The organism is Salinivibrio sp. ES.052 (genome assembly GCF_900141775.1).
Lineage (GTDB): Bacteria > Pseudomonadota > Gammaproteobacteria > Enterobacterales > Vibrionaceae > Salinivibrio.
Genome location: NZ_FSRI01000001.1, coordinates 1,074,787 through 1,096,398, shown reverse-complemented (window position 1 = coordinate 1,096,398; position 21,612 = coordinate 1,074,787). Strand labels below are relative to the sequence as shown.

General features: G+C 47.8%; 20 protein-coding genes and 1 riboswitch. Of the genes, 7 read left to right on the top strand and 13 right to left on the bottom strand.

The genetic code is table 11. The annotated features are described in order from the left end of the window. Positions 1–5 precede the first annotated feature (5 nt). The 6 genes from BUQ98_RS05025 to BUQ98_RS05000 all read right to left on the bottom strand — a co-directional run bounded on the left by BUQ98_RS05025 (position 6) and on the right by BUQ98_RS05000 (position 7,424). A complete protein-coding gene (locus BUQ98_RS05025) occupies positions 6–2,141 on the bottom strand; it encodes an FAD-dependent oxidoreductase (protein WP_074212779.1) in 2,136 nt (711 codons plus the stop codon). A 308-nt stretch (positions 2,142–2,449) separates the two neighbouring features. Then, entirely contained in the window at positions 2,450–3,043 is a 594-nt protein-coding gene (locus BUQ98_RS05020; RefSeq protein WP_074212778.1) for a TfoX/Sxy family DNA transformation protein, read from the bottom strand. 148 nt (positions 3,044–3,191) lie between these two features. Continuing rightward, a riboswitch (cyclic di-GMP riboswitch) is annotated at positions 3,192–3,294 on the bottom strand. A 178-nt stretch (positions 3,295–3,472) separates the two neighbouring features. Further along, positions 3,473–4,477 (bottom strand): substrate-binding domain-containing protein, encoded by a 1,005-nt coding sequence (locus BUQ98_RS05015; RefSeq protein WP_074212777.1) that lies wholly within the window; start codon positions 4,475–4,477, stop codon positions 3,473–3,475. A gap of 294 nt (positions 4,478–4,771) precedes the next feature. After that, complete coding sequence (locus BUQ98_RS05010) at positions 4,772–5,548, bottom strand: heme ABC transporter ATP-binding protein (protein ID WP_074212776.1); 777 nt, start codon at positions 5,546–5,548, stop codon at positions 4,772–4,774. Beyond that, positions 5,548–6,582 (bottom strand): FecCD family ABC transporter permease, encoded by a 1,035-nt coding sequence (locus tag BUQ98_RS05005; RefSeq protein WP_083605204.1) that lies wholly within the window; start codon positions 6,580–6,582, stop codon positions 5,548–5,550. Before BUQ98_RS05005 ends, BUQ98_RS05010 begins: the two co-directional genes overlap by 1 nt. Beyond that, complete coding sequence (locus BUQ98_RS05000; RefSeq protein ID WP_074212775.1) at positions 6,582–7,424, bottom strand: heme/hemin ABC transporter substrate-binding protein; 843 nt, start codon at positions 7,422–7,424, stop codon at positions 6,582–6,584. Before BUQ98_RS05000 ends, BUQ98_RS05005 begins: the two co-directional genes overlap by 1 nt. A gap of 152 nt (positions 7,425–7,576) precedes the next feature. Here BUQ98_RS05000 and BUQ98_RS04995 point away from each other — a divergent pair, with 152 nt between their 5' ends. From BUQ98_RS04995 to BUQ98_RS04975, 5 genes are all read left to right on the top strand, one after another. Further along, positions 7,577–9,622, top strand: a complete 2,046-nt coding sequence (locus BUQ98_RS04995) for a TonB-dependent hemoglobin/transferrin/lactoferrin family receptor (RefSeq protein ID WP_074212774.1) — start codon at positions 7,577–7,579, stop codon at positions 9,620–9,622. A 92-nt stretch (positions 9,623–9,714) separates the two neighbouring features. Continuing rightward, positions 9,715–10,251: a heme utilization cystosolic carrier protein HutX gene (gene hutX, locus BUQ98_RS04990; RefSeq protein ID WP_074212773.1), complete on the top strand. Its 537-nt coding sequence runs from the start codon at positions 9,715–9,717 to the stop codon at positions 10,249–10,251. 2 nt (positions 10,252–10,253) lie between these two features. Then, positions 10,254–10,823, top strand: a complete 570-nt coding sequence (hutZ, locus tag BUQ98_RS04985) for a heme utilization protein HutZ (RefSeq protein ID WP_074212772.1) — start codon at positions 10,254–10,256, stop codon at positions 10,821–10,823. Positions 10,824–10,961: 138 nt separating this feature from the next. Beyond that, a complete protein-coding gene (locus BUQ98_RS04980) occupies positions 10,962–11,432 on the top strand; it encodes a DUF2947 domain-containing protein (RefSeq protein ID WP_074213587.1) in 471 nt (156 codons plus the stop codon). A 148-nt stretch (positions 11,433–11,580) separates the two neighbouring features. Continuing rightward, entirely contained in the window at positions 11,581–12,024 is a 444-nt protein-coding gene (locus BUQ98_RS04975; protein WP_083605203.1) for a hypothetical protein, read from the top strand. A gap of 126 nt (positions 12,025–12,150) precedes the next feature. Here the strand turns inward: BUQ98_RS04975 and panP are convergent, their stop codons facing one another. The 7 genes from panP to ugpB all read right to left on the bottom strand — a co-directional run bounded on the left by panP (position 12,151) and on the right by ugpB (position 19,767). After that, the gene (gene panP, locus BUQ98_RS04970) at positions 12,151–13,797 is read right to left on the bottom strand and encodes a pyridoxal-dependent aspartate 1-decarboxylase PanP (protein ID WP_074212771.1); all 1,647 of its coding nucleotides are present in this window, start codon (positions 13,795–13,797) and stop codon (positions 12,151–12,153) included. 217 nt (positions 13,798–14,014) lie between these two features. Further along, entirely contained in the window at positions 14,015–14,536 is a 522-nt protein-coding gene (locus BUQ98_RS04965; RefSeq protein WP_074212770.1) for a hypothetical protein, read from the bottom strand. 214 nt (positions 14,537–14,750) lie between these two features. Then, positions 14,751–15,548 carry an HAD family hydrolase gene (locus tag BUQ98_RS04960; RefSeq protein ID WP_074212769.1) on the bottom strand — a complete coding sequence of 266 codons (798 nt, stop codon included), beginning with the start codon at positions 15,546–15,548 and terminating at the stop codon, positions 14,751–14,753. A 19-nt stretch (positions 15,549–15,567) separates the two neighbouring features. Next, positions 15,568–16,671, bottom strand: a complete 1,104-nt coding sequence (locus BUQ98_RS04955; protein WP_074212768.1) for a sn-glycerol-3-phosphate import ATP-binding protein UgpC — start codon at positions 16,669–16,671, stop codon at positions 15,568–15,570. Beyond that, complete coding sequence (gene ugpE, locus BUQ98_RS04950) at positions 16,672–17,520, bottom strand: sn-glycerol-3-phosphate ABC transporter permease UgpE (protein WP_074212767.1); 849 nt, start codon at positions 17,518–17,520, stop codon at positions 16,672–16,674. Then, positions 17,520–18,401, bottom strand: coding sequence for a sn-glycerol-3-phosphate ABC transporter permease UgpA (gene ugpA / locus BUQ98_RS04945; protein WP_074212766.1), 882 nt, complete (start codon positions 18,399–18,401; stop codon positions 17,520–17,522). The genes ugpE and ugpA overlap by 1 nt, the downstream gene beginning before the upstream one ends. 61 nt (positions 18,402–18,462) lie before the next feature. Continuing rightward, entirely contained in the window at positions 18,463–19,767 is a 1,305-nt protein-coding gene (ugpB, locus tag BUQ98_RS04940; RefSeq protein ID WP_074212765.1) for a sn-glycerol-3-phosphate ABC transporter substrate-binding protein UgpB, read from the bottom strand. Positions 19,768–20,045: 278 nt separating this feature from the next. On the opposite strand from ugpB, the gene BUQ98_RS04935 reads away from it, so the two are divergent. Together BUQ98_RS04935 and BUQ98_RS04930 are read left to right on the top strand one after the other, a co-directional pair. After that, entirely contained in the window at positions 20,046–20,777 is a 732-nt protein-coding gene (locus tag BUQ98_RS04935) for a glycerophosphodiester phosphodiesterase family protein (protein ID WP_074212764.1), read from the top strand. Positions 20,778–20,843: 66 nt separating this feature from the next. Continuing rightward, positions 20,844–21,608 (top strand): DeoR/GlpR family DNA-binding transcription regulator, encoded by a 765-nt coding sequence (locus BUQ98_RS04930; RefSeq protein WP_074212763.1) that lies wholly within the window; start codon positions 20,844–20,846, stop codon positions 21,606–21,608. Positions 21,609–21,612: the final 4 nt, after the last annotated feature.

Here is a 21,612-nt window from a genome sequence, read left to right as displayed (position 1 = left end):
CCTTTTTAATGACGCATCCAACGGTGATACTTCTTGACCCATTTAAGGAGTGTTTTTGGCGTATGGGCCTGCTTCCACATTCCCGCGGTATATTTCACCGCTTCACTCATGGTGGGATAGGGATGTACGGTACCGAGGATTTTATTGAGCCCCAAACCATGACGCATGGCAAGTGTAAACTCGGCAAGTAAGTCACCGGCGTGTTCACCGACAATAGTGACACCTAAAATGGTATCTTTTCCCTTTGGTGTTAGCACTTTAATAAAACCATGATCATTCCCATCGGCTATCGCACGGTCAAGATCATCAATGCCGTAATACGTCACTTCCACCGTTTGATGATTTGCCTTCGCTTCTTTTTCGTTGATCCCTACACGGGCGACCTCGGGGGAGGTATAGGTTGCCGCAGGCATGACCGTATAGTCGGCTCTAAAGCGTTTAAACTGTCCAAACAGTGCATTGACTGTGGCATACCATGCTTGATGTGCACTCGCATGTGTCAATTGGAACGGTCCCGCGACATCACCGACCGCATAGATATTTGGATAATGGGTTTGTAAATAGTCATTAACCTGAATATTACCGCGCTCGGTAAGTGGTACGCCAAGTGACTCAAGTCCAAAGCCTTGTGTGTTGGCGCTGCGCCCCAATGCAACCAATACTGCATCAAATTCGACATCTTTTTCGCCATTAGGGCCGTCCAATCGGGCGATTTGTTGGTCGCCTTGGTATTCAAACGCTATGGCTTTGTGGCCCATCATCATCGTGACGCCATCACGAGTCAACGAGGCTTCGACATAGTCTGCGGCGTCTTTATCTTCTCGGCTTAGCAGCTGGTCCGCCATTTCTACCAATGTGACTTGGCTTCCCAAGCAAGAAAAACTTTGCGCGAGTTCTGCGCCAATCGGGCCACCACCCAACACTAAGAGACGTGGTGGAAGCGCTGTCAGTGACCAAATCGTGTCTGACGTATAATGGGTCACTTCCGCCAAACCAGGAATAGGCGGTAGCATCGGGCGGGCACCCGTCGCAATCACAATGTTGCGGGTCGTTAAATGCTGGCCATTGACGCTTACCTCCCAGGGCGAGACTATTTTTGCTTCGCCTTGTATACACTCGACACCAAGCTTGGTGTAGCGTTCGACAGAATCATGTGGCTCAATGTTTGTGATGACCTTTTTTACCCGCTCCATCACTGCCGCAAAGTCGACTGCAGGTTGAGATGTATGAATACCAAATTCGTCTGCTTTACGAATTTCGCGCATTGCTTTTGCTGCGCGGATCAATGCCTTTGAGGGGACACAGCCAGTATTGAGGCAATCTCCCCCCATATCAGCCTTTTCAATCAGGGTAACTTTGGCGTTGACGATGGCTGCGATGTAGCTGGAGACGAGGCCACCTGCGCCTGCACCAATGACGATCATATTTCGATCAAAGCGTTGAGGTTTTACCCAGCCTTGATAACGTTTTCTATGCGTAACCCAACGCATGATAGATTTGGTCAATAGAGGAAATAACCCCAGCAGTGCCAACGATCCGAGTACCGATGGTGAGACAACATCCCCGAGTGAATTAATGTGCGCCAGCTGGGTCCCCGCATTCACATACACAGCCGTACCAGGTAGCATCCCCAGTTGGCTGACCCAATAAAAAGTACGTGTTTTGAAGGGGGTTAACCCCATGACCAAATTAATTAAGAAAAAGGGAAAAATAGGGATGAGACGAAGCGTGAGGAGATAAAAACTCCCGTCTTCTTCAATGCCGCGATTAATTGCCTCTAGCTTGTTCCCAAATCGATGTTGTACCCAGTCTTGCAGTAAAAACCGGCTAACGAGAAATGCGAGGGTGGCACCGATGGAACTGGCGAACGATACCAGTAATAACGCCCACCAAAAACCAAACAAAGCCGCGCCTAGTAAACTCGCGACTGCTGCGCCCGGCAGTGAGAGCGCTGTCATGACGACATACCCAATGAAGAAAAGTAGGCTTGCTTGGATGAAATGTTGATCAATGTAATCATTGAGCACTGTTTGCTGTGCTTTAGCATTGTCGAGTGTTAGCCATTGGCCAATATCGAAGCTAAACCACAGTGCAACGAGAGTGATAATCACCGCACCCACAAGAAGTTTTTTTACTGACATAGTCTGTCTCATCGTATGGTCAATAGGGTCCAGCTAATACTTTAGGATCTTTTCGACAACTAACTGGCTGATTTTTCGGTTACATTAAGAATTTGTGTTCTCAATCGTACCTTTCATAAGACCCGAAGGATCGAACAATACTTTCAGTTCATACGAAAAAGGTGTTTGAGTGGTTATTTTTTGACCTTTCGTGCCAAATGAGGGGAGCTTGATTGTGGGATAAAGCGACACCGCCTAGAGGCGGTGTTGGACGCGGACATTGCTCACAGTAACAAAAAATCAACGTATAAAGGCGTGACTATGAGAGATCATTTATCTAAGTGTTGTAATAACTCTTGTCGTCTTTTTGGGGGAACGACGGACCAGTGTTTACCTGTGATAGCGCCTTCCAATGACCATAAAAGCTCTAAACTTAGGTCTTTATCGTGCGCAGAAATGAGGGCTTTATAAGCACCCACCGCACCATGTTTTTGCAAGGTTTCAGGTGAATCGATGCCTGCCTTTTTTAGCATACGTTCGGTCGCTAGTCGCAGGTTGGGAAGATCTTTGAGCCTTGAGGGACAGGTTCCTGTCTTAAGCGAGCGATCATGGACGGCCACATCGAGAGCATTTTTTGCTTCTGTGAGCAGTTTTTGATGATCTTCCCACCATGCATCGGGGATCGCAAAATACTTAGTGACAACCGGAAAGCCGCGTTTTTTATAGATATACGGGGCTAAGCCTTGTTGTTTTAGCACGTTTTCATTTTCTTTGCCTGCGCGAAGGTGCAGGGTATTGCCTACAACAAGAGCGAACATGGTGTTTTCACAAAACAGGCCAAATCCGCCGAACATGGATCGGGATTTGATATTGCCAAACTCGGCAAATAAACGCATCGCGTTTTTTAAAGCAGGTTTATCCATTTAATAACAATCTCGATAAATATGAATGCCTAAAAATAAAGTCGTAGTGTAACAAGGCAAATAGACAAGATTGTCAACAAATTATCAAATTCTTAGTTTTGATGCATTCGTTCGTAATTACGCCTAAGTCAGCGATAAAAACAATAATTCTGGCAACCCCGCTACCATTGAGACCCTGACGATGAAGCCAGTTTCCATTAGGCCGGAGGCTTTGCGTCCCATGCTTTCGCCGTGGTTTGCCTTGTTCAAACGCCATTAAGGATATAATAATTAGACAGTGATGTCGCCCTTGCTACGCACTAAAAATGTGACGCTAGTTCAATAATCATGCAACTGATAGATTAAAGTAAAAGCTCTTGTTAGCAGAGTATAACGTAAGAAGCCACGACCGATGTAGGCCGTGGCTTCTTAATAAATATTTTAAAAACATTAGGATAGGTTTTTCACTGAGGCTCGGCTAATCAGAGCTAAATCCATTTCAAACACTTGTTGCTGAGTATCATTATCGCTAATCCGAGCAAGCAGCAGTTTCACTGCGGTTTTACCCAGTCGACGTTTAGGTTGATGCACGGTTGTGAGCGGTGGTGAGTAGTATTCCGTTAGATCGATATTGTCATAACCAATGATGGATATATCATCGGGGACCTGAATGCCTGCCTGATTAAATGTGCTAATAGCAGCTAAGGCCATAATATCGTTAAAGCAAAATACGCCAGTGGGGCGGTTATTCATCGCAATAATTTGTGCCGCAGCATGTTTCGCTTGATCCGCTTCAAAATCAGCTTCGATGATCCAATCGTGGTTCACTGGGATGTTCGCTTCCTTCAGTGCGCGATAAAAACCTGCGAGTCGCTGTTTACAGGTATTTTTATCCATTTGCCCCGAAATACACCCGATTTGGGTATGTCCGTTATCAATAAAATGCTTAGTCGCGAGGTAGCCGCCTAATTCTGCGTTATCCTCAATGCGATCGGTATCAATATGATGGCTGCCCCAATCCATCACCACCATCGGTAAGTCGCGTTTTTTCTCTAGCAGCAACATAAGATCTTCATTGAGATCTGAGCAGACCACAATCAAACCATCGACACGTTTCTCTGACAGCATGCGTAGGTAATCACGTTGCTTTTCGAGGTTGCCTTCGGTGTTACATAGAATCAGCGTATAGCCTTGTTCGTAGCAATAGTCTTCCACACCGTGCACGAGCTCAGCGAAAAAGGGGTTAGTCGACTTAGTCACCAACATACCAAGCGTACGTGTCGTATTACATTTTAAGCTACGAGCCACCGCACTTGGTGCATAATTGAGATCTTCAACGGCTTGCCAAACCTTTTCTGTTGTTTTTTCGGCGACAAAGCGGGTTTTGTTTATTACGTGTGAAACCGTGGTGGTTGAAACCCCCGCGAGACGCGCGACATCTTTAATCGTTGCCATCTTAATTCTTCTATATTGTGAAGCCTTGGGATCGTTACTCGCGACCTTACAGAAAAACGCCGCTGATACGCAGCGGCGCTGTCTTTCACAATCCCGGCCCATCAGACGGTTGCGAAGGTAACGAATCCGATTTCATCCATTCTCATAGTTAATCGGTTGCGGTCTCAGTTTACTTAGGTTGTTGCTTCGTCGCAATTGGTCTGATGAGCGAACGATCACTAACAGGCGGTTTTGTGACCCAGCGATGCCTCTTTACGGCGGATAAGCCGCGCTCGAATGTCTATCCAGTAGGCACTAGGTGACAATCAGTGGACAAGCATGCTCTGGATGCGGAATGACTGTCAGTGGGTAATGGTAAATATCGACCACTTGGTCACTGTCAAAACATTGCCAAGGTGTCCCTGATAAAACGATTTCGCCTTGCTTTAAAAAGTAGAGCTGATCGGCATACCGGCTAGCGAGGTTGAGATCATGAAGTATGACGATTACCGTCATTCCCTGATCAGCAAGCGCCCGACAACGTTGTAGCGTGTAATGCTGATGGGTAATATCGAGTGCGGCAGTCGGTTCATCTAACAGCATGATGGCACGTGTTGGGTCGGTTTGGACCAACTGCAAAGAAATGCGCGCCATGTGGACACGTTGTTTCTCACCGCCCGACAAGATGGGATAGGGCCGATTGGCCAGGTGAGAAATCTCCCACCGATGTAACTGTTCGTCGGCCATTGTGGCAATTTGTGACTGGCTCGCTTTCAAAGGGGTCGCGCCCATTTTCACGACTTCTTTGACGGTAAACGCAAAGGTTAAGCCACTACTTTGCGGTAGGAAGGCCACATGTTTGGCAAATATCTCACCGTGCCATGCAGTTTTAGGTGTTGCCCAAAAATTCACATGACCTGACTGTTGCTGACCACTCATCATTTGCTTGAGTAGTGTACTTTTTCCCGCCCCATTAGGGCCGAGCAACACATGTAATTGGCCTGCAGCAAAGGAAACATTGATGCGATTAAGCAGTTGGCGTCCGTTAAGCGAGTAACTTAAATTACGAACATCTAAGGCAATATCAGACATTAATGCACCACAGCTTGTCGTTGTTGAATGAGTAACCATAAAAAGAAAGGAGCCCCCATCAAAGCAGTGACTATCCCCACTGGCAGCTCCGCCGGTGCAACAATCACACGCGCGATAATATCGGCAAGTGTGAGCAAAAGTGCACCTAATATCGCCGATAAAGGAATTAACGTGCGATGATCTGGCCCAGCCAGTAGCCGGCCAATATGCGGTACCACCAGGCCAATAAAGCCAATTAGACCTGCAGCGCTCACTGACACGCCCATGCCTGCAGCAGTGGCAATGATCAGCAGGCGCTTTAGGCGATGGACATTGATACCAAGGTACGCTGCTTCGTTTTCGCCAAGTAACAAGGCGTTGATATGGGGCGCGCAGCGATAGGCAAAAAGCGTGAGGGTGACGGCTGCGATACCTGTTAGCGCGATTTGCTCCCATGAGGCCCCAGTAAGCGACCCCATCGACCATAATGCGATATCACGTAGTGTTTGATTATCAGCAATATAGTTAATCATTCCGAGCGCAGCCCCTGATAATGCGCTGATAGCAATGCCAGCTAATAACATAATGGTGACCGAGGTGCCCATTGATGTGGTGCCAATACGATAAACAAAGAGCGTTGCTAAGAGTGCACCGACAAAGGCAAACAACGGAACTGAAAGAGTAAAACCAGCCTCTAGGCTACCCCACGACAACAACAACAGACCTAACGCACCGCCTAATGAGGCACCGCCGGAGACACCAATAATCCCTGGATCAGCGAGCGGATTGCGAAATAGCCCTTGCATTAATGTGCCGCTGACGGCCAATAACGCACCGACAAATAAACAGAGCAATGTACGTGGTAATCGTACTTGCTGCACGATGGTTAACACATGAGGTGCAATATGATCCTGCCATGGACTCAGGCTTTGTAAACTGACCCACCATCCGAGTTGCCACTGTCCAACCGCGATCGACGTCACGGCCACCATAAAGAGCATCGTGATCAATGCGGGAAATAGTCGATGGTGCGTATCACGAAAGTAAGCGTGCATCAGGGTTGATGTCCAATTAACTGCGTTTGAATACGACGCGCTTCATCTAAGGTGTTAAGGCTTAACCCCCCGACTAACACACGGCCATCTATTGGTATGATTTTATTTTGTTGGTAGGCGTTGGTGCTAGATAGTAAAGGCACTGCCTCCGCTAACCCCTGTAAACCCCCAAGCTGATCGAGTGAACGCTGCATGACTAGAATAAAGTCAGGGTTAAAGCCAAGAAGCGCCTCGGATGAAAGTGGCTTATAACTGGTGACCGATTCGGCGGCTGGATTGGTCGCCCCTAGTAGGCGGATCAGAGTATTTGGCGTGGTATTCGCACCGGCGACGCTGGCCGGTCGTCCTTGATGGACCAATAAGAATACCCCCTTGAGTGATGATGAGGACGCTTGTTTTTTTAGCTTGGTTAACTGAACGTCAATCGTATCCAACAGTGAACTGGCATTGGCCTGTGTGTCGGTCAATTCGGCCACGGTTTGAATACGTTGCTTGAGCGCAGCCACTGTCGGTGAACTCGACAACGTCACCACGTTTATACCCGTATCACTGAGTTTAGATAACACGGAGGCAGGACCCATCTCATCGGAGCCGATCAAGAGATCAGGTGATAAAGAGAGCACACCTTCTACCGCGAGCTGGCGATGATAGCCAACGCTCGGAACATCCTTATTTTTCAATTGGCTGGTGGCATCAATGCCGACAATGTGTGATTGCGCGTTAAGTTCGACTAAAAGATCAGTCACGCTAGCCCCCGCACTGATGATACGTGGTGATGCGTTAACAGACAGCGATATGAGGGTACTGATGAGGGCAATCAGTCTTACTGCGGCAGTTGCCATGTTTAATCCTTATTGTTGTCTCTTCATTAAGTGTAATCAATAGTTACATAACTAATTACGATCAATTATCGTTTACATTGATGTTCTCGATCAATACAATCTTGCAAAAATAATGATGATTCTCATTTGTAATTGGATTAGAGAGAACTGACATGACATTGAAAAAGGACATTTTGATACCGCGCCCTCGCCATTTAAACCTAGCGATTGGACTGGCGTTGGGGACATTCAGCCTCGCGTCCCCTGTAATAGCCGCCGATGGCGCACAACATAACGATGAACAAACAGAGACGGTGTCTGTGTATGCCAGTCGTATGGACGCGCAAAAAGCAAATCGCGCTGTTGCCGTCAGCACGGTGTCACAGGAAGAGATAGAGAAAAGGCAAGGAAGTAACGTCACGGACTTAATTCGTCACTTACCCAACGTCTCTGTGCTTGGCGGCGGGCGCGATGCCGCTCAGTCTGTGACTATTCGTGGATTAAGTAGCGAAAACGGTCGCGTGGTGCAGCTTGTTGATGGTACGCGTCAGAATTTCTCTGTGGGTCACCGCTCTAGTCTATTTATTGACCCTGAGTTACTCAGCTCGGTAGAGGTGGTCCGTGGCCCATCCAGTACTTTATGGGGATCCGGTGCTTTAGGGGGCGTGTTTGCCCAAAACACCAAATCGGCCAGCGACTTTCTCTCCGGTGCTCAAACGCTGGGGGGATATGTGAAACAAGGCTTCCACAGCAACAATAATGCCTCACGCACAAGCGGCGCGGTGTTTGGACGCTCGGAGGCGGTTGATTGGTTGGTACAAAGCTACTACCACGATGCCGACGATAACCAACTGGGTAATGGTAAAACCTTATCTTATTCTGCGGAGAGAGAAAAAGGTGGGTTTGCGAAACTAACCTATACACCATCTTTAGATCATCGATGGACGTTTACTGCTCGTCAAGGCGAGCTTGATGATATGTCTCCATCAAATCCCTCAGTCAAAGAGCCGTCAAGTTATTATCCGTTAGTATACCGGGAAACACGGGATCAGAGCCTTTCCGTTGCCTACGATTATAGTCCCACCAGTCATTGGATCGATATTAACTCTCAGTTGTATTTTAATAATACTGAGATGAAAGAGCATCGTGTTGCATCGCAAGAACGTGACAATAATGAGACCCAGACCATAGGTTTCTCTATCACGAACACGTCCAACATAAAAGATACTGATTTAATTACAGGTCTGGATTTATATCGCGATAGTTATGAAACGAAACGTGATGACAGTAGTGCACCTGGAGAGCGTCCGGCAGGACAAGATGCAAATGCAGAAAGTTTAGGTGCATTTGGTCAAATAAATATTCCTGTATTAGACCAATTTCGCTGGCAAGCGGGTGTTCGATTTGACTCATACAAAGGTGAAGATAATCGACCGACATCACTGGATAGTGAGAGCCGCGATCATGCGTGGTCCCCGTCGACGGCATTAACATGGAATGCGACCAAACAGCTAGCATTGACTGCCAGCTATCGCGAAGCATTTCGTGCACCTAGTTTAGAAGAAATGTATGCCAGTGGTACTCACTTTATTACTCGCATGGGGATTAACCAATTTGTCCCTAATCCGGACTTGAAACCCGAGCACAGTGCTAACAAAGAATTAGCCATCACGTACCAGTTTACTCCGACGAGCTATTTCGATAACGCCTATGTTGATGTGCGCCTCTTCCGTAACGATGTTGACGATTTTATTGATATGAACGTTGACTTCATGGGCGGCACAACAACGCGTGAAAACGTTCAAGATGCCAAGCTTGAAGGCGTCGAGCTAAGCCTTCATCACCAACTTGGTGGCTTTACCAATAATCTAAGTTACAGCCAAACTGAAGGGAAAGACAAAGAGACGGGCAGTTATCTCGATAACATCCCAGCCCACAAGTTTGTCGCGGAAACCGATTATGCGCTTGCGACGTTACCAGTGAGTATTGGTGGTCGCGTATCCCACTATGCAGATCAAAACGACACTAACGATGCCAACACTTATGACGGCTACACTCTGTGGGACTTGTATGCAAGCTACAGTCCCAATGGCGCTTGGGATGGTGTGAAGTTTGATTTAGCGATCGATAACGTAACCGACGAGCAATACACCCAAGCGTGGGCGCAAGTGGCTTCACCTGGGCGTGATATCAAATTTAATGTTCGTTACCAATTTTAGCTCGTTAGCAATTTTACCCCCCGTACAAAGGGCAGGTGAACGCCTGCCCACTGAAATAACAAACCACAATAAAAATAGGTTGGGAGTGATCAATGACAACCACCACGTTAACGGAGCAGGTCAGCGCGTTACTGACTGACAATGCCTCCATATTGCCTGCTGATATGGCAAACGCACTGGGTGTGAGTGAGGGCGAGGCGGTACGCGCCATGCCTGCGGACTATCAAACTTGGGTCGATGGGAAACATGCTGAAACCGTGTTAATGCAGGTGGCCGAATGGGGCGGCCCTGTGACGGCGATTGTGCATTCCGGGGGCTCTATCTTTGAAGTAAAAGCGCCGTTTCCCAAAGGCAAAATCGCTTACGGCTATTACAACTTAATGGGTAAGCCCGGCGAAATGCATGGCCACTTAAAATTAGAACGCGTGGCGGGCATTGCCTTTGTCAGCAAACCCTTTCGCGGCAAGACAACCCATTACATCGGGTTTTTTACAGAACAAGGCGATTCGATTTTTAAGATCTACCTCGGGCGTGACGAAAAGCGTCAGCTTTTAGATCATCAAATTGATGCTTTTTATCAACTAAAAACGCAATTAGCGACCTCACAACACACAGAATCGGAGCAATAATCATGGATCAAGCCACGAAACAACAACGTCTGCAAAACCGCCTTGGCCCTGAAATTAAAGAATTTCGTGCAAACTGCCGGACATTGCAGCTTGCGACACTGGATGCGAACGGCAAACCCAATGTGAGTTATGCCCCTTTTGCTCAGCGTGAAGATGGCTTTTATATCCTGATCAGTGACATCGCTCGTCATGCACGCAACCTGCAAGAAAACCCAAACTTGTCATTGATGATGATCGAAGATGAAGAGAGCGCGAAACAGATTTTTGCTCGGCAACGTCTCAGCTTTGATGCACGTGCCGAAATGGTGGAACGTAACACCGCGACTTGGCAAGCCGGTATTGATGCGTTGAAAGCGCGGTTTGGCGATATTATCGGCAACCTAAGCGGGCTTGAAGATTTCCGTCTTTTCCGCTTGATGCCAGAAAACGGCCTGTATGTAAAAGGGTTTGGTCAAGCGTTTCAAGTGGGTAGTGACGACTTTGTTGATATGGTGCACCTTGATCAAGGCCACCGTAAAATCGGCGAAGACAACGACATTCAAACTACCGATGAACTCGCCATTAACGGCTAATCTGATGCGTTCTTTCTTAGCGGCAATGTATCACGCATTGCCGTTTTTGGTTTCTATCTTCTCTATTACGCTTGGTAACAACCCAGTGGCAATTATGGTAAAATTGCGCCCATGACCAAGCCGATTACCACGAGCAGCATGAATTATCTCCCATTGTCTGAATACAAAAGAAAGTGGATTTTTACCCATCAATCTCTCCCTATTCCCGAGCAGGATCTTGCTGAGATTAAACCCATGACTGAAATGCGCGCGTCGCAGTTATGGCAAGAGTTTATCAGCAAAGATAGCCCAACGCCGGATCATTTCGGCAAACAAGACTGGCCAACCCATCAAAACGTCTGGACCCAACGGCTGGTCTGGCAACAAGCGTGGGATAACGATGACAATCTTCCTGAGGAGTTTTTGTCCAACTTTCCTTGGGAAGACAATATCACGGTCTACTTTTGTTACGACAAGCACAATATCGTCGAAACACAATGGGGAGTATTTAAGCAATATTGGAAGAATTTTTTATTTTACGACGACAAACCCATTTTAATCGGTCGTCGTCGCAAAGAAGTCGCCATGTTTGAGCAATCAGGAGAAGTGGTGATTGGCAAGCGTGACTGAGTCTCAAGTTACAAGCCGTGGCGCCGTTAATTAATAATAGGAAGCCCGCTATCGTGACGGCAGAGGTTCTCATGGTGCTAGGGTTTTTGATAAGCGAGTCAGTCTTTGATATACGAGTCGCATGACGTGCAGAGCTCAGGAAAAAGTGATGATTAAGATAATGGCTGCGGCGTGTTTGTCGGTTTTTTTGGTCGGGTGCTCATTGCCAAAAATGTCGGATCTATGGCGCAATTACAGCACAATAGGCCTTAACGAGGCATTACGAGGTGCACAACAAGACCTCATTCATTGCCGCTATGATAAAACGCTAGATACGGCCCAGCGATACACTGTGATTGGAACAGAGCGAGAAAAAGTGCGCGCCTTCGAATTAATGGGAATTGCGTATAGCGAGCAAGAAAATGTTGCTGAATTTGATCATACTTTGCAGCGCTTTTTGTTTTCAACGCCAGGCCGCTCGATGACTGCGTCACAAGTGCAGATGCAATGGCAGCAAGCTCAGTTAGACATTGAGCATCAGCGCGAGGCTGCCTTGAGCCAGACGCATTGTTTACAATCAACCGATATACCCAAAACGGGGCCGCTCAAATGACTGGGCAACCGAGTTAATAGGTAACCTGAACGGAGCCAGTACGCAGAACCAATAGTATGAAAAAGGCAGCCACTGTATGTGACTGCCTTTATTTTTCTTTATCGTTGCGCACCTAACGGTGGCGCACTAGCCTTTGAGAATACTATCTGCCAACGTAATAAGGCGTGGATACGCGAACTCACTCTCTTGCGCGATCGTCGCCTGTTCAGTTAATACCTCGTGAAGGATCTCTTGTGTAGTTAATGGGTTAGCCAGTACCACTCTAAACACAGTTGTGGTACGACGCTGCCACTGTTCTGGCGTAAGACGTGTGCGAGAGACGAACGTTTGGCCTGATTCCCGTTGGCGCTTTTGCACAAATTTGGTCAGGTCATTAAGCAAATCATGGATTAAATCAACTTGTTCCTCACTGGCCACTGCAAGGGCCGCTTGCACACGAGCGGGGACAAAGCGATAGGTCAATAAACAAAGTTCTGGCTCTGAGATCAGCTCAAAATCCGGGTGTTGGCTAACCATTTTGGCAAACGCAGCCGCTTTATCGATACTTTGATCAATCAACAGCTCATAGCCACGGCGGGAGATGATATTCATACAGGCGAATACCAACATTGCCATACCACTTCGTGAACCTTCTAATGTATGACTGCCTAAGTCTTTCGCCCCTTTACGTAAAATATACTCCGCATGATGTTCAATCGATGCGACGACTGAGGGATCTTTAAACAGTACCATCCCAGCCCCCATTGGCACGTAAAGCTGTTTGTGTGCATCAATCGTCACCGAGTCAGCACGCTCAATACCGGCCAGCTTATGGCGCTGGTTATTCGACATTAACGTGGCCCCCCCCCAGGCGGCATCGACATGGAAATGGATACCTTCACGCTCGGCAATATCGGCCAATGCGTTTAGTGGGTCGATACTGCCGGTTTCTGTGGTCCCCGCAACCCCTACGATAGCGACAGGCTTTATGTTGTCTTGATTCAGCTGTTCAATGGTTTCTTCTAGCGCATTGATACAGATACGGTTTTGGTTATCGGCAGGAATAGAAATCAGCTGGTCACGGCCAATGCCGAGGACATCGGCGGCTTTGCCTAATGAGTAATGTCCACGCTCAGAGACCAAGATGGCGAGATCTCGATACCCGTAATGACGCATCGCACCAAACAAGCCTGCTTTATTAATACCAGGAAAATCGCCCTCAGGTTTAAGCACATTATTGCGTGCCACCCATAAAGCCGTGATATTCGCCACGGTGCCGCCAGAGCAAAACGCCCCCAGTGAATGATTGGCACTGTGCATCCAGCTTTGATAGAAGGCTTCGTCCTGCTGATAAATCAAATTATGCAGCATTCCTAGTACTTGACGTTCCAGGGGGGTGAACGCTTTAGAGGTTTCTATTTTGACCGTATTTTGATTAAGGCCAATCATAATTTTAGAGAGCGGCATTAAAAAATACGGGAGCGCCGAAGTCATATGACCGATAAACCGTGGTGAAGCAGTATGTACTGACTGAGCAACCAGTTTATCAAGCAGGTATTGGGTATGATCGGAGACGAAAGTAGGATCTTCGGGAATGGTAGGATCGCTAAAATCACGTTCAATGTCAGTCAGCGAACGCTCAGTGGCTGTTATATGATTTTGTAAAAAACGATTAAGATTCTGCGAGATTTCCTGCTCAATTTGACTGAGCGTCGAACCTGGTGCTTCGGGAACAGTGAAAATCCGGTGTAAGGTTTCCGGTGTGGCGTCCGCGGCTTTGTTCTGTGTTGCCATGACGTTCTTCTTTTGTCTGCTTAGCTGTCCAAACGGTGATCACCCTAATTATGTCAGGGGAACACTCGATCACTTGCTGAAAAATGGTCACAACATAGCAAAAAAATGCGAGACCATCAGGCTTTTTTGTTAGTTATAGGCTCGAAAAGCAGCATAAACAATGCACCTGGTCGTGAACAGGGCCAACCTCTGCTGGCCCTGATCCATGAGCGGTGATTTATTGGCATTGACGCTGGTTAATACTGACCATTTTGTCGTTGTATTGGTTTAGTGCTTTGTCAATTTCTTTCGGGTGACTGAGCAAGTCGGCGAGGGCACTGCGTAGTGCATAGTTACCTTCCATTGCTTCGCCTTGGCGAAAATCAAAAACCGCTTTTGCAAGTGAAGATGGAGGGAGAGAGCTTTGAGACAATGTTTTTACATCATCCTGAGTCAGCTGCAACCATGATTCGACGGGAGCGTCTAAATTTAGCTTGGCGCTGTCATTGTTCAAGTAATAGTCAAAGGCTTGGGCATTAAGATTAAAGTGGTTTGTGCGACCATGTAAGAACCAGTTGGCAACCTCATCCAGTGATGGATCTTTTTCAACTGTCATGTCGACCAAAGCTTGATACCAGTTAATTGATGCGTCGACATAGTCATGATACTTGGACGAGTAACAATCTGCGTTTTCTACAGGTGCCGCGTGTGACATCATCGGCAACAAGGCCGCTACCAGTGCAAGGGCATAGCGTTTCATAACATTATCCTAATCGTTATCGTGTTTGCGCTTAATAATTATACGCACTAACCGCGCGCGGTGCGCAAACAGTGAGGTTTGGGCATCATTCTCATGATAAAACGCAGACATTGTAGAACGAGCCATCAACAAAGTTAAATAACACATTGATATAAAAAGCCCTGTAGCAGAAAAGCTGTGATGTTGCGCTCAGTTAGTGTGAATCTATCTTTTGTTATCGGCCGGTTGATAACCAGTGTGAAACAAACTCAGCAAACCCCAATCCACCGGGTGCATCGGTCATCCAAGTCGGCGGGGTGTCTAATGCCTCAAGGTGTGGTGCGATATTGGCAACCCCCACACTCAGGGGAAAGTGGGCAAACATCTCACTGTCGTTTCGTGAATCGCCAATGAAGGCAACCTGATGTTGAGATTGCTTTTTTGTGACACTGTAACGAGAAAGCCAATTAAGCGTCGCTTGCTTTTTACTGTGTGTGCCAAACCAAGCATTGATATGAATCGAACTGGCGGTCGCATTCGCGCCGTGTTTATGGAGTTCATAAAGCAAAGCATCGATTTCTGCCGCTGGCGCACGTGTTGTGTGCTGGCCAATATCAATCGCCACTTCACATTGGCGGTACGGTTGATCGGTTGTAACCATTCTCTCGGGATAACTATCCAGTAGGTGACTAACCCAGGCGAGCAATGCGGGTTGAGCTTTCTGGGCGACATCATTAACGCGAGTGTACCGCTTGCCATTTTCATGCCACATGACAACCCCACCATTTTCACCAATCACGGCATCAATGGGCCAAGCATTGATTATATGATCACACCACCCCGCACAAGCACCAGTAACCGGTACGACACGGATCCCTGCGTGACGTAAATCTGCTAATGCCCTCAGTGTTTGCCAAGGTAGTTCACCTTGCCATGTCAAGGTGTCATCTACGTCGGTAAATAGCCATCGTACGTTACGCCAGCGCGTAGCGTAATCATGAATGGATGATAAAGGCAAACACTGGGTGGACATTAGGTGACACTCCTGAGCATTAAATGGCGGTAGCACGTTGATGATTAAGCGCTTTAATCGCAAACGTAAGCCGCTGACCATTTTGGCTATCAAAGACGTGGAGGTTATGCGGCTCAATTGTTAAAGGCAACTGATCACCCTCAGCCACTTTGCTATGTCCCTCTAAGCGCAGTGTTATGAGGTTGCTTGTCCCCGCAATATGACCGTATGCCAGTAAGTCGGCCCCTAGTGATTCCGTTAATGTTACCGACAAGGTAAAGCTTGCTTGATCCGCTGGCACCACGTTTAAATGCTCAGGTCGAAGCCCAACCAACACAGACTGAAAGGCGTCGATCTCGCAATTAGCTAACGCATGATTGCCAATAGAAAGAGTATTATTGGTCACGCTTCCCTCGACGATATTCATCGCTGGTGACCCGATAAAGGTCGCGACAAACAGGCTCGCGGGTGCATCATAGACCTCGAGCGGTGTGCCAATCTGTTCAACATTCCCTCCGTTTAATACAACCAAACGATCAGCGAGCGTCATAGCTTCGACTTGATCATGCGTCACATAGACCGCGGTGGTATTAAGCTTTCGCTGCAGGCTCTTGATTTCCAGCCGCATCTGTACGCGCAGTTTAGCGTCGAGGTTGGACAAGGGTTCATCGAATAAGAACACCTTAGGTCGGCGCACGATCGCACGGCCCATTGCGACCCGTTGGCGTTGGCCACCTGATAGTTGATTTGGGCGTCTATCGAGCAAATGATCCAGTTCCAACATAGCGGCGACGTCGTTGACTAACGTTTCAATCTCCGACTTAGGTGTCCCTCTGTTTCTTAATCCGTAAGCCATGTTGTTGAATACGCTCATATGTGGATAGAGCGCATAGTTTTGAAACACCATGGCGATGTCACGCTCTCCTGGTTCGAGCTCGTTAACCCGTTTATCTTCGATAATTAAGTGACCATTAGAAATGGCTTCAAGGCCGGCAATCATGCGTAGTAATGTTGACTTACCGCAGCCACTGGGGCCAACCAAGACAATCATTTCACCATCTTTCACTGCTAAGTCGACACCATGAATAGCTTTGAACCCATTGGGGTAGGTTTTTTGAATTTGATCGAGGGTTACCGTTGCCATTTACTTCTCCGTCTCCACTAAGCCTTTAACAAAGAGTTTCTGCATGCCGAGCACCACAAGTACGGGTGGTAGCATTGCCATAAGCGTCGTTGCCATTACTCGGTTCCATTGCACTTCGCCGTCACCGACAGACAGCATGCGCTGGATACTCATCACAATGGTGTAATACTCATCATCTGTAGTGATCAAAATGGGCCAGAGGTACTGGTTCCAACCATAAATAAACGTGATCACAAACAGTGCGGCGATATTGGTTCGCGATAAGGGTAAAAGAATATCTTTAAAAAATTTGAACGGGCCGGCGCCATCGATACGTGCTGCTTCCAGCATTTCGCCCGGGACTGTCATAAAAAACTGGCGGAATAGAAAGGTCGCGGTAGCACTGGCGATAAGAGGAATGGTTAACCCCGACATAGAATTAAGCATATTGAGATCGGCAATCACCTGGAAGGTGGGCATGATCCGTACCTCGACAGGCAGCATCAGGGTCATAAATATGATCCAAAATGCCAACATCCGACCCGGGAAACGGAAGTACACCACGGCATACGCCGATAGAATGGAAATAGACAGCTTGCCGATCGAGATCCCCATTGCCATCAGAAATGAATTCCACAGCATGCCAGCAACAGAAATGTTTAACTCGCGTGATGTGCCTTCGGTTAAAACCTCCTCAAAGACAGATAATCCCTTGTCACCAAACCATAATGGGGTGACACCACTCACAAAGGCGCTGCTATCATGGGTTGCAGCAGTAAGTGCGAGCCACACGGGGAGAGCGACAGAGGCCACACCTAGAATTAACACCAAATGTGAGAACACGGTAAGCCAAGGGCGACGTTCAACCATTAGTAGGCCACCTTCTTTTCAACATATTTAAACTGGATCACGGTGAGGGCCCCCACCAAGATCATTAACACCACAGACTGCGCTGCAGAAGAGCCCAAGTTGAGTCCCACAAACCCATCAGCGTAGACTTTATAAACTAACGTGGTCGTCGATTGACCTGGGCCACCTTGTGTCATGGCATGAATAACGCCGAAAGTTTCGAAAAAGGCATAAACCAGATTGACAACCAAAAGGAAGAATGATGTTGGCGAAAGGAGAGGGAATATAATAGTAAAAAACCGTTTCCCTGGACCTGCACCATCAATCGCGGCGGCTTCAATGAGCGAGCGTGGGATTGACTGCAAACCAGCTAAAAAGAATAAAAAGTTATAGCTAACCTGTTTCCATGTGGCGGCAATAATCACCATTGTCATGGCATCTCCAGAATGAATGAAAGGGTTCCAATTTATCCCTATGGCGGTTAACGCGTGGGCTAACACTCCCACGGTTGGGTTAAACATAAACAACCAGAGTACCCCGGCAACCGCTGGTGCAACGGCGTAGGGCCAAACCAGTAAGGTTTTGTAACCCGTGGCTCCTTTGATCACTCTATCGGCCATAACGGCAAGCACTAATGCTGATATCAGCGCGATACCTGCGACAGAAAAACTAAAAAATAACGTGGTAAAAAAGGCGCTGTAATAACTTGTGTCTCCCAATAGCTCTATAAAGTTTTCGGCACCGACGAACTCGGTACTTAAGCCGAAAGGATCTTCGAGTAGTGTTGATTGCCACACTGCCTGAGCTGCCGGCCAAATAAAAAAGACAAACGTGATAAGCAGCTGAGGCGCGAGTAATAAAATGGGAAACGCACAATGATTAAATGTGGGTTTATTAGACATAGACTTTCTCAATACATGGAGCGGGCAGTCTATGCACCGCTCCGTGATACAACTCGATATCTTATTGGTTCGCTTTGGCGAACTTAGACAACAATCCGTTGGCGCGATCTACGGCTTCATCCAGCGCTTCTTGTGCTGACTTATCCCCTGACCATACGGTCTCAAGCTCTTCGTTAATCACATCACGGATCTGGACGAAATTGCCTAAGCGGATCCCTTTAGAGGCAGGGGTTGGCTCGACTTCCGTCATCTGCTTAATCGCGACGTCTGTACCAGGATTCTTAGCATAAAAGCCTTGCTCCTTGCTCAGCGCATAAGCGTCGTGGGTGATAGGTAGGTAACCGGTAAATTGGTGCCAGTCAGCTTGGATGTCGGGTTTAGACAAGAATGAAAAGAACTTCGCGACCCCTTTGTACTCTTCTGACTCGTGGCCTTGCAGTACCCACAGTGTTGCGCCGCCAATGATGGTGTTTCTTGGCTGCTCAACGGCTTTGTCCCAGTAAGGCAGCTTGGCAACGCCAAACTCGAAATCTTTCACGCTCTCGCGCACACCCGCGTAAGAAGCCGAAGAGTTCATATACATGGCACACTCGCCACTATAAAAAAGTGGGGCACTGTCAGAGCGCCGGCCACCGTATTCAAAAATGCCAGCCTGTTGCCAATCCGCCATTTTGGCAATGTGATCCACAAAGGGAGATTGGTTAATTAGCATTTTGTTATCGACACTACCAAAGCCATTGTCGTTGGTGGCGATAGGTGCATTGTGACGGGCGCCGAGGTTTTCGATTTGTACCCAAGATTGCCAACCTGTAGTGAAGCCGCACTGTGTGCCATTAGCTAGGAGCTTCTCAGATACTTGCTCAACCTCTTCCCAGGTGTTGGGGGGGGTAACACCGGCTTTCGCAAACAAGTCTTTGTTGTAATACAGCACAGGCGTTGAGCTATTAAAGGGCATCGACAACATATTTCCGTCTTCGTCGGAATAATAACCGGTGACAGAAGAGAGGTAGTCAGATTGGTCGAACGGGACGTTGGCGTTTTCCATCAGCTCATAAACGGGGTATACCGCACCTTTTGCTGACATCATGGTGGCAGTGCCTACTTCAAATACTTGAACGATATGAGGCTGCTTGTTGGCGCGGAATGCTGAGACAGCCCCTGTCATGGTTTCGGTGTAATTACCTTTGTAGACGGGTTTAACGGAATAGTCGTCCTGACTGGCATTGAACTTCTCAGCAATTTCATTCACTTTTTCACCGAGGTTTCCGCCCATTGCGTGCCACCATTCAATTTCGGTTGTCGCGTTGGCAGAAAATGAGGCCAACAGCAAGGCCGAAGAAAGCGCGGTTAAGCGTTGGGTTTTCATGCGTCACTCCTTTTGAGGATTGGGTAATGTTCATCCGGCAACTTAATGAACAAAAATGAACATAATATGAACCTGAACGAAAAGGGAGATGACAATTGTATGACTTTTGACCGCGGTCTCATGACGTGTGAAAAAATTGTTAATGCGAGCGTGTTTTTATGATGAAATCACTGTAATCGTAATGATTTATTCGTAAAGCGTTTGTCATCTTTAAGCGAGACAATGGCGTAAACTCTGTCCTAAAATACCTTTATTACTTGAGAAATGAGACGGTTCAAATGAAAATCTCGCCACAGCAATTATGCGGCCATCGAGGGGTTGCCGCCCATGCCCCAGAGAATACACTGACATCTATTTCACTGGTGCGAGAGATGGGGTTAAGCTGGGTCGAGGTCGATGTGCAACTCACCCAAGACGGTATTCCCGTGGTGTTTCATGACCACAACTTATTGCGCTGTACCAATGGGGTGGGGGCGCTGAAAGACATTCCCTTGGTAGACTTGCAACAACTTGATGCCGGTGGACACTTTTCTCCGACGTTTGGTCACGAAACCGTGCCAACGCTTGCGGCGGTGTTAGACCAAGCGCACCGTGATGCGCTTCATATCAACCTCGAGATCAAAACCTACCCGGATAGCGATATTCCCGCCTTGTGTCGCGCGATATTTACCTGTTTATCGGCAAGTCCCATCAGCGTGGACAACGTATTGATCTCGTCTTTTTCGCTTGAGGCGCTTGCCGTTGTTCGTGATGAAATGCCTGAATTAGCCAGGGCCATTTTATGGGATGTGATCCCCGGTAATTGGCATGAGTTTCGGGACTTAGCCACGTTTAGCATTCACTGTAACTATCGCTATCTAACCCGAGAGAAAGCAAAAGCGGTAAAAGCGTCAGGGTTAGCGTTGAAATGTTATACCCCTAACGAACCTACGGAGGTGGAGGCCTTGTGGGCGTGGGGCGTCGATATGATGATCACTGACGATCCTGGCAAATATTTGGCAAACCAATAACGAAGCTGATGCCATCGGAGGGTTAGCGAGCCAACGACTGATAACCGGATACAAAAAGGAGCGTGCGTGCCACAAGAGGCGGAGTTAAATTGGCGTCAACGGGAAATATTGGCGCAATTAGCGAAAATAGAGCACCTAGAAACCGATGATTTAGCCACGCAGTTTTCGGTGACGACCCAGACCATTCGTCGCGATATTAATCAGCTCTGTGCGCTGGGCTTAGCGCGGCGTCACCATGGTGGTATTAATATGCCCTCTGCGCAGGTGAATAGCGATTACCAACGTCGCTTGCAAAGACACAGTGGCGTTAAAACGGCGATTGCACGCGCTGTGGCAGAACGCATCCCTGATGGTGCGACCGTGATGCTTGGTATTGGTACTACGGTCTCTGCGATTGCGGAACAGCTGCTAAAAAGACGTCACCTTCGCGTGATCACCAATAACGTGCAAATCGCGCATATTTTGGGCGCCAATCCCGATCTTGATATTTGGCTGGCTGGTGGGAAGTTGCGCGCTAATGATCAAGATATGGTTGGACACTCGGTACTCCAGTTCCTTTCCCGTTTCCAACCTGATATCGCCATTATCGGTTGTGCGGCAGTCAATGAAGAGGGGTGGGTGTGTGAGTTTTCACCCGATGAAGCGGATGTTAGTGACACCATGCTTAATGCGGCCAGCGCACGTTGGCTGGTGGCAGATGGGTCAAAGTGGCAGCGCAGTGCGCCAGTGAAAGTGACGAGGTTAAGTCAGTTTGACTATGTGTTCACTAACGATGTATTGAGCAACTATTTGACGCTGCCGCCAGATATCGCTTTTATCCCTTGTGACTAGCGTG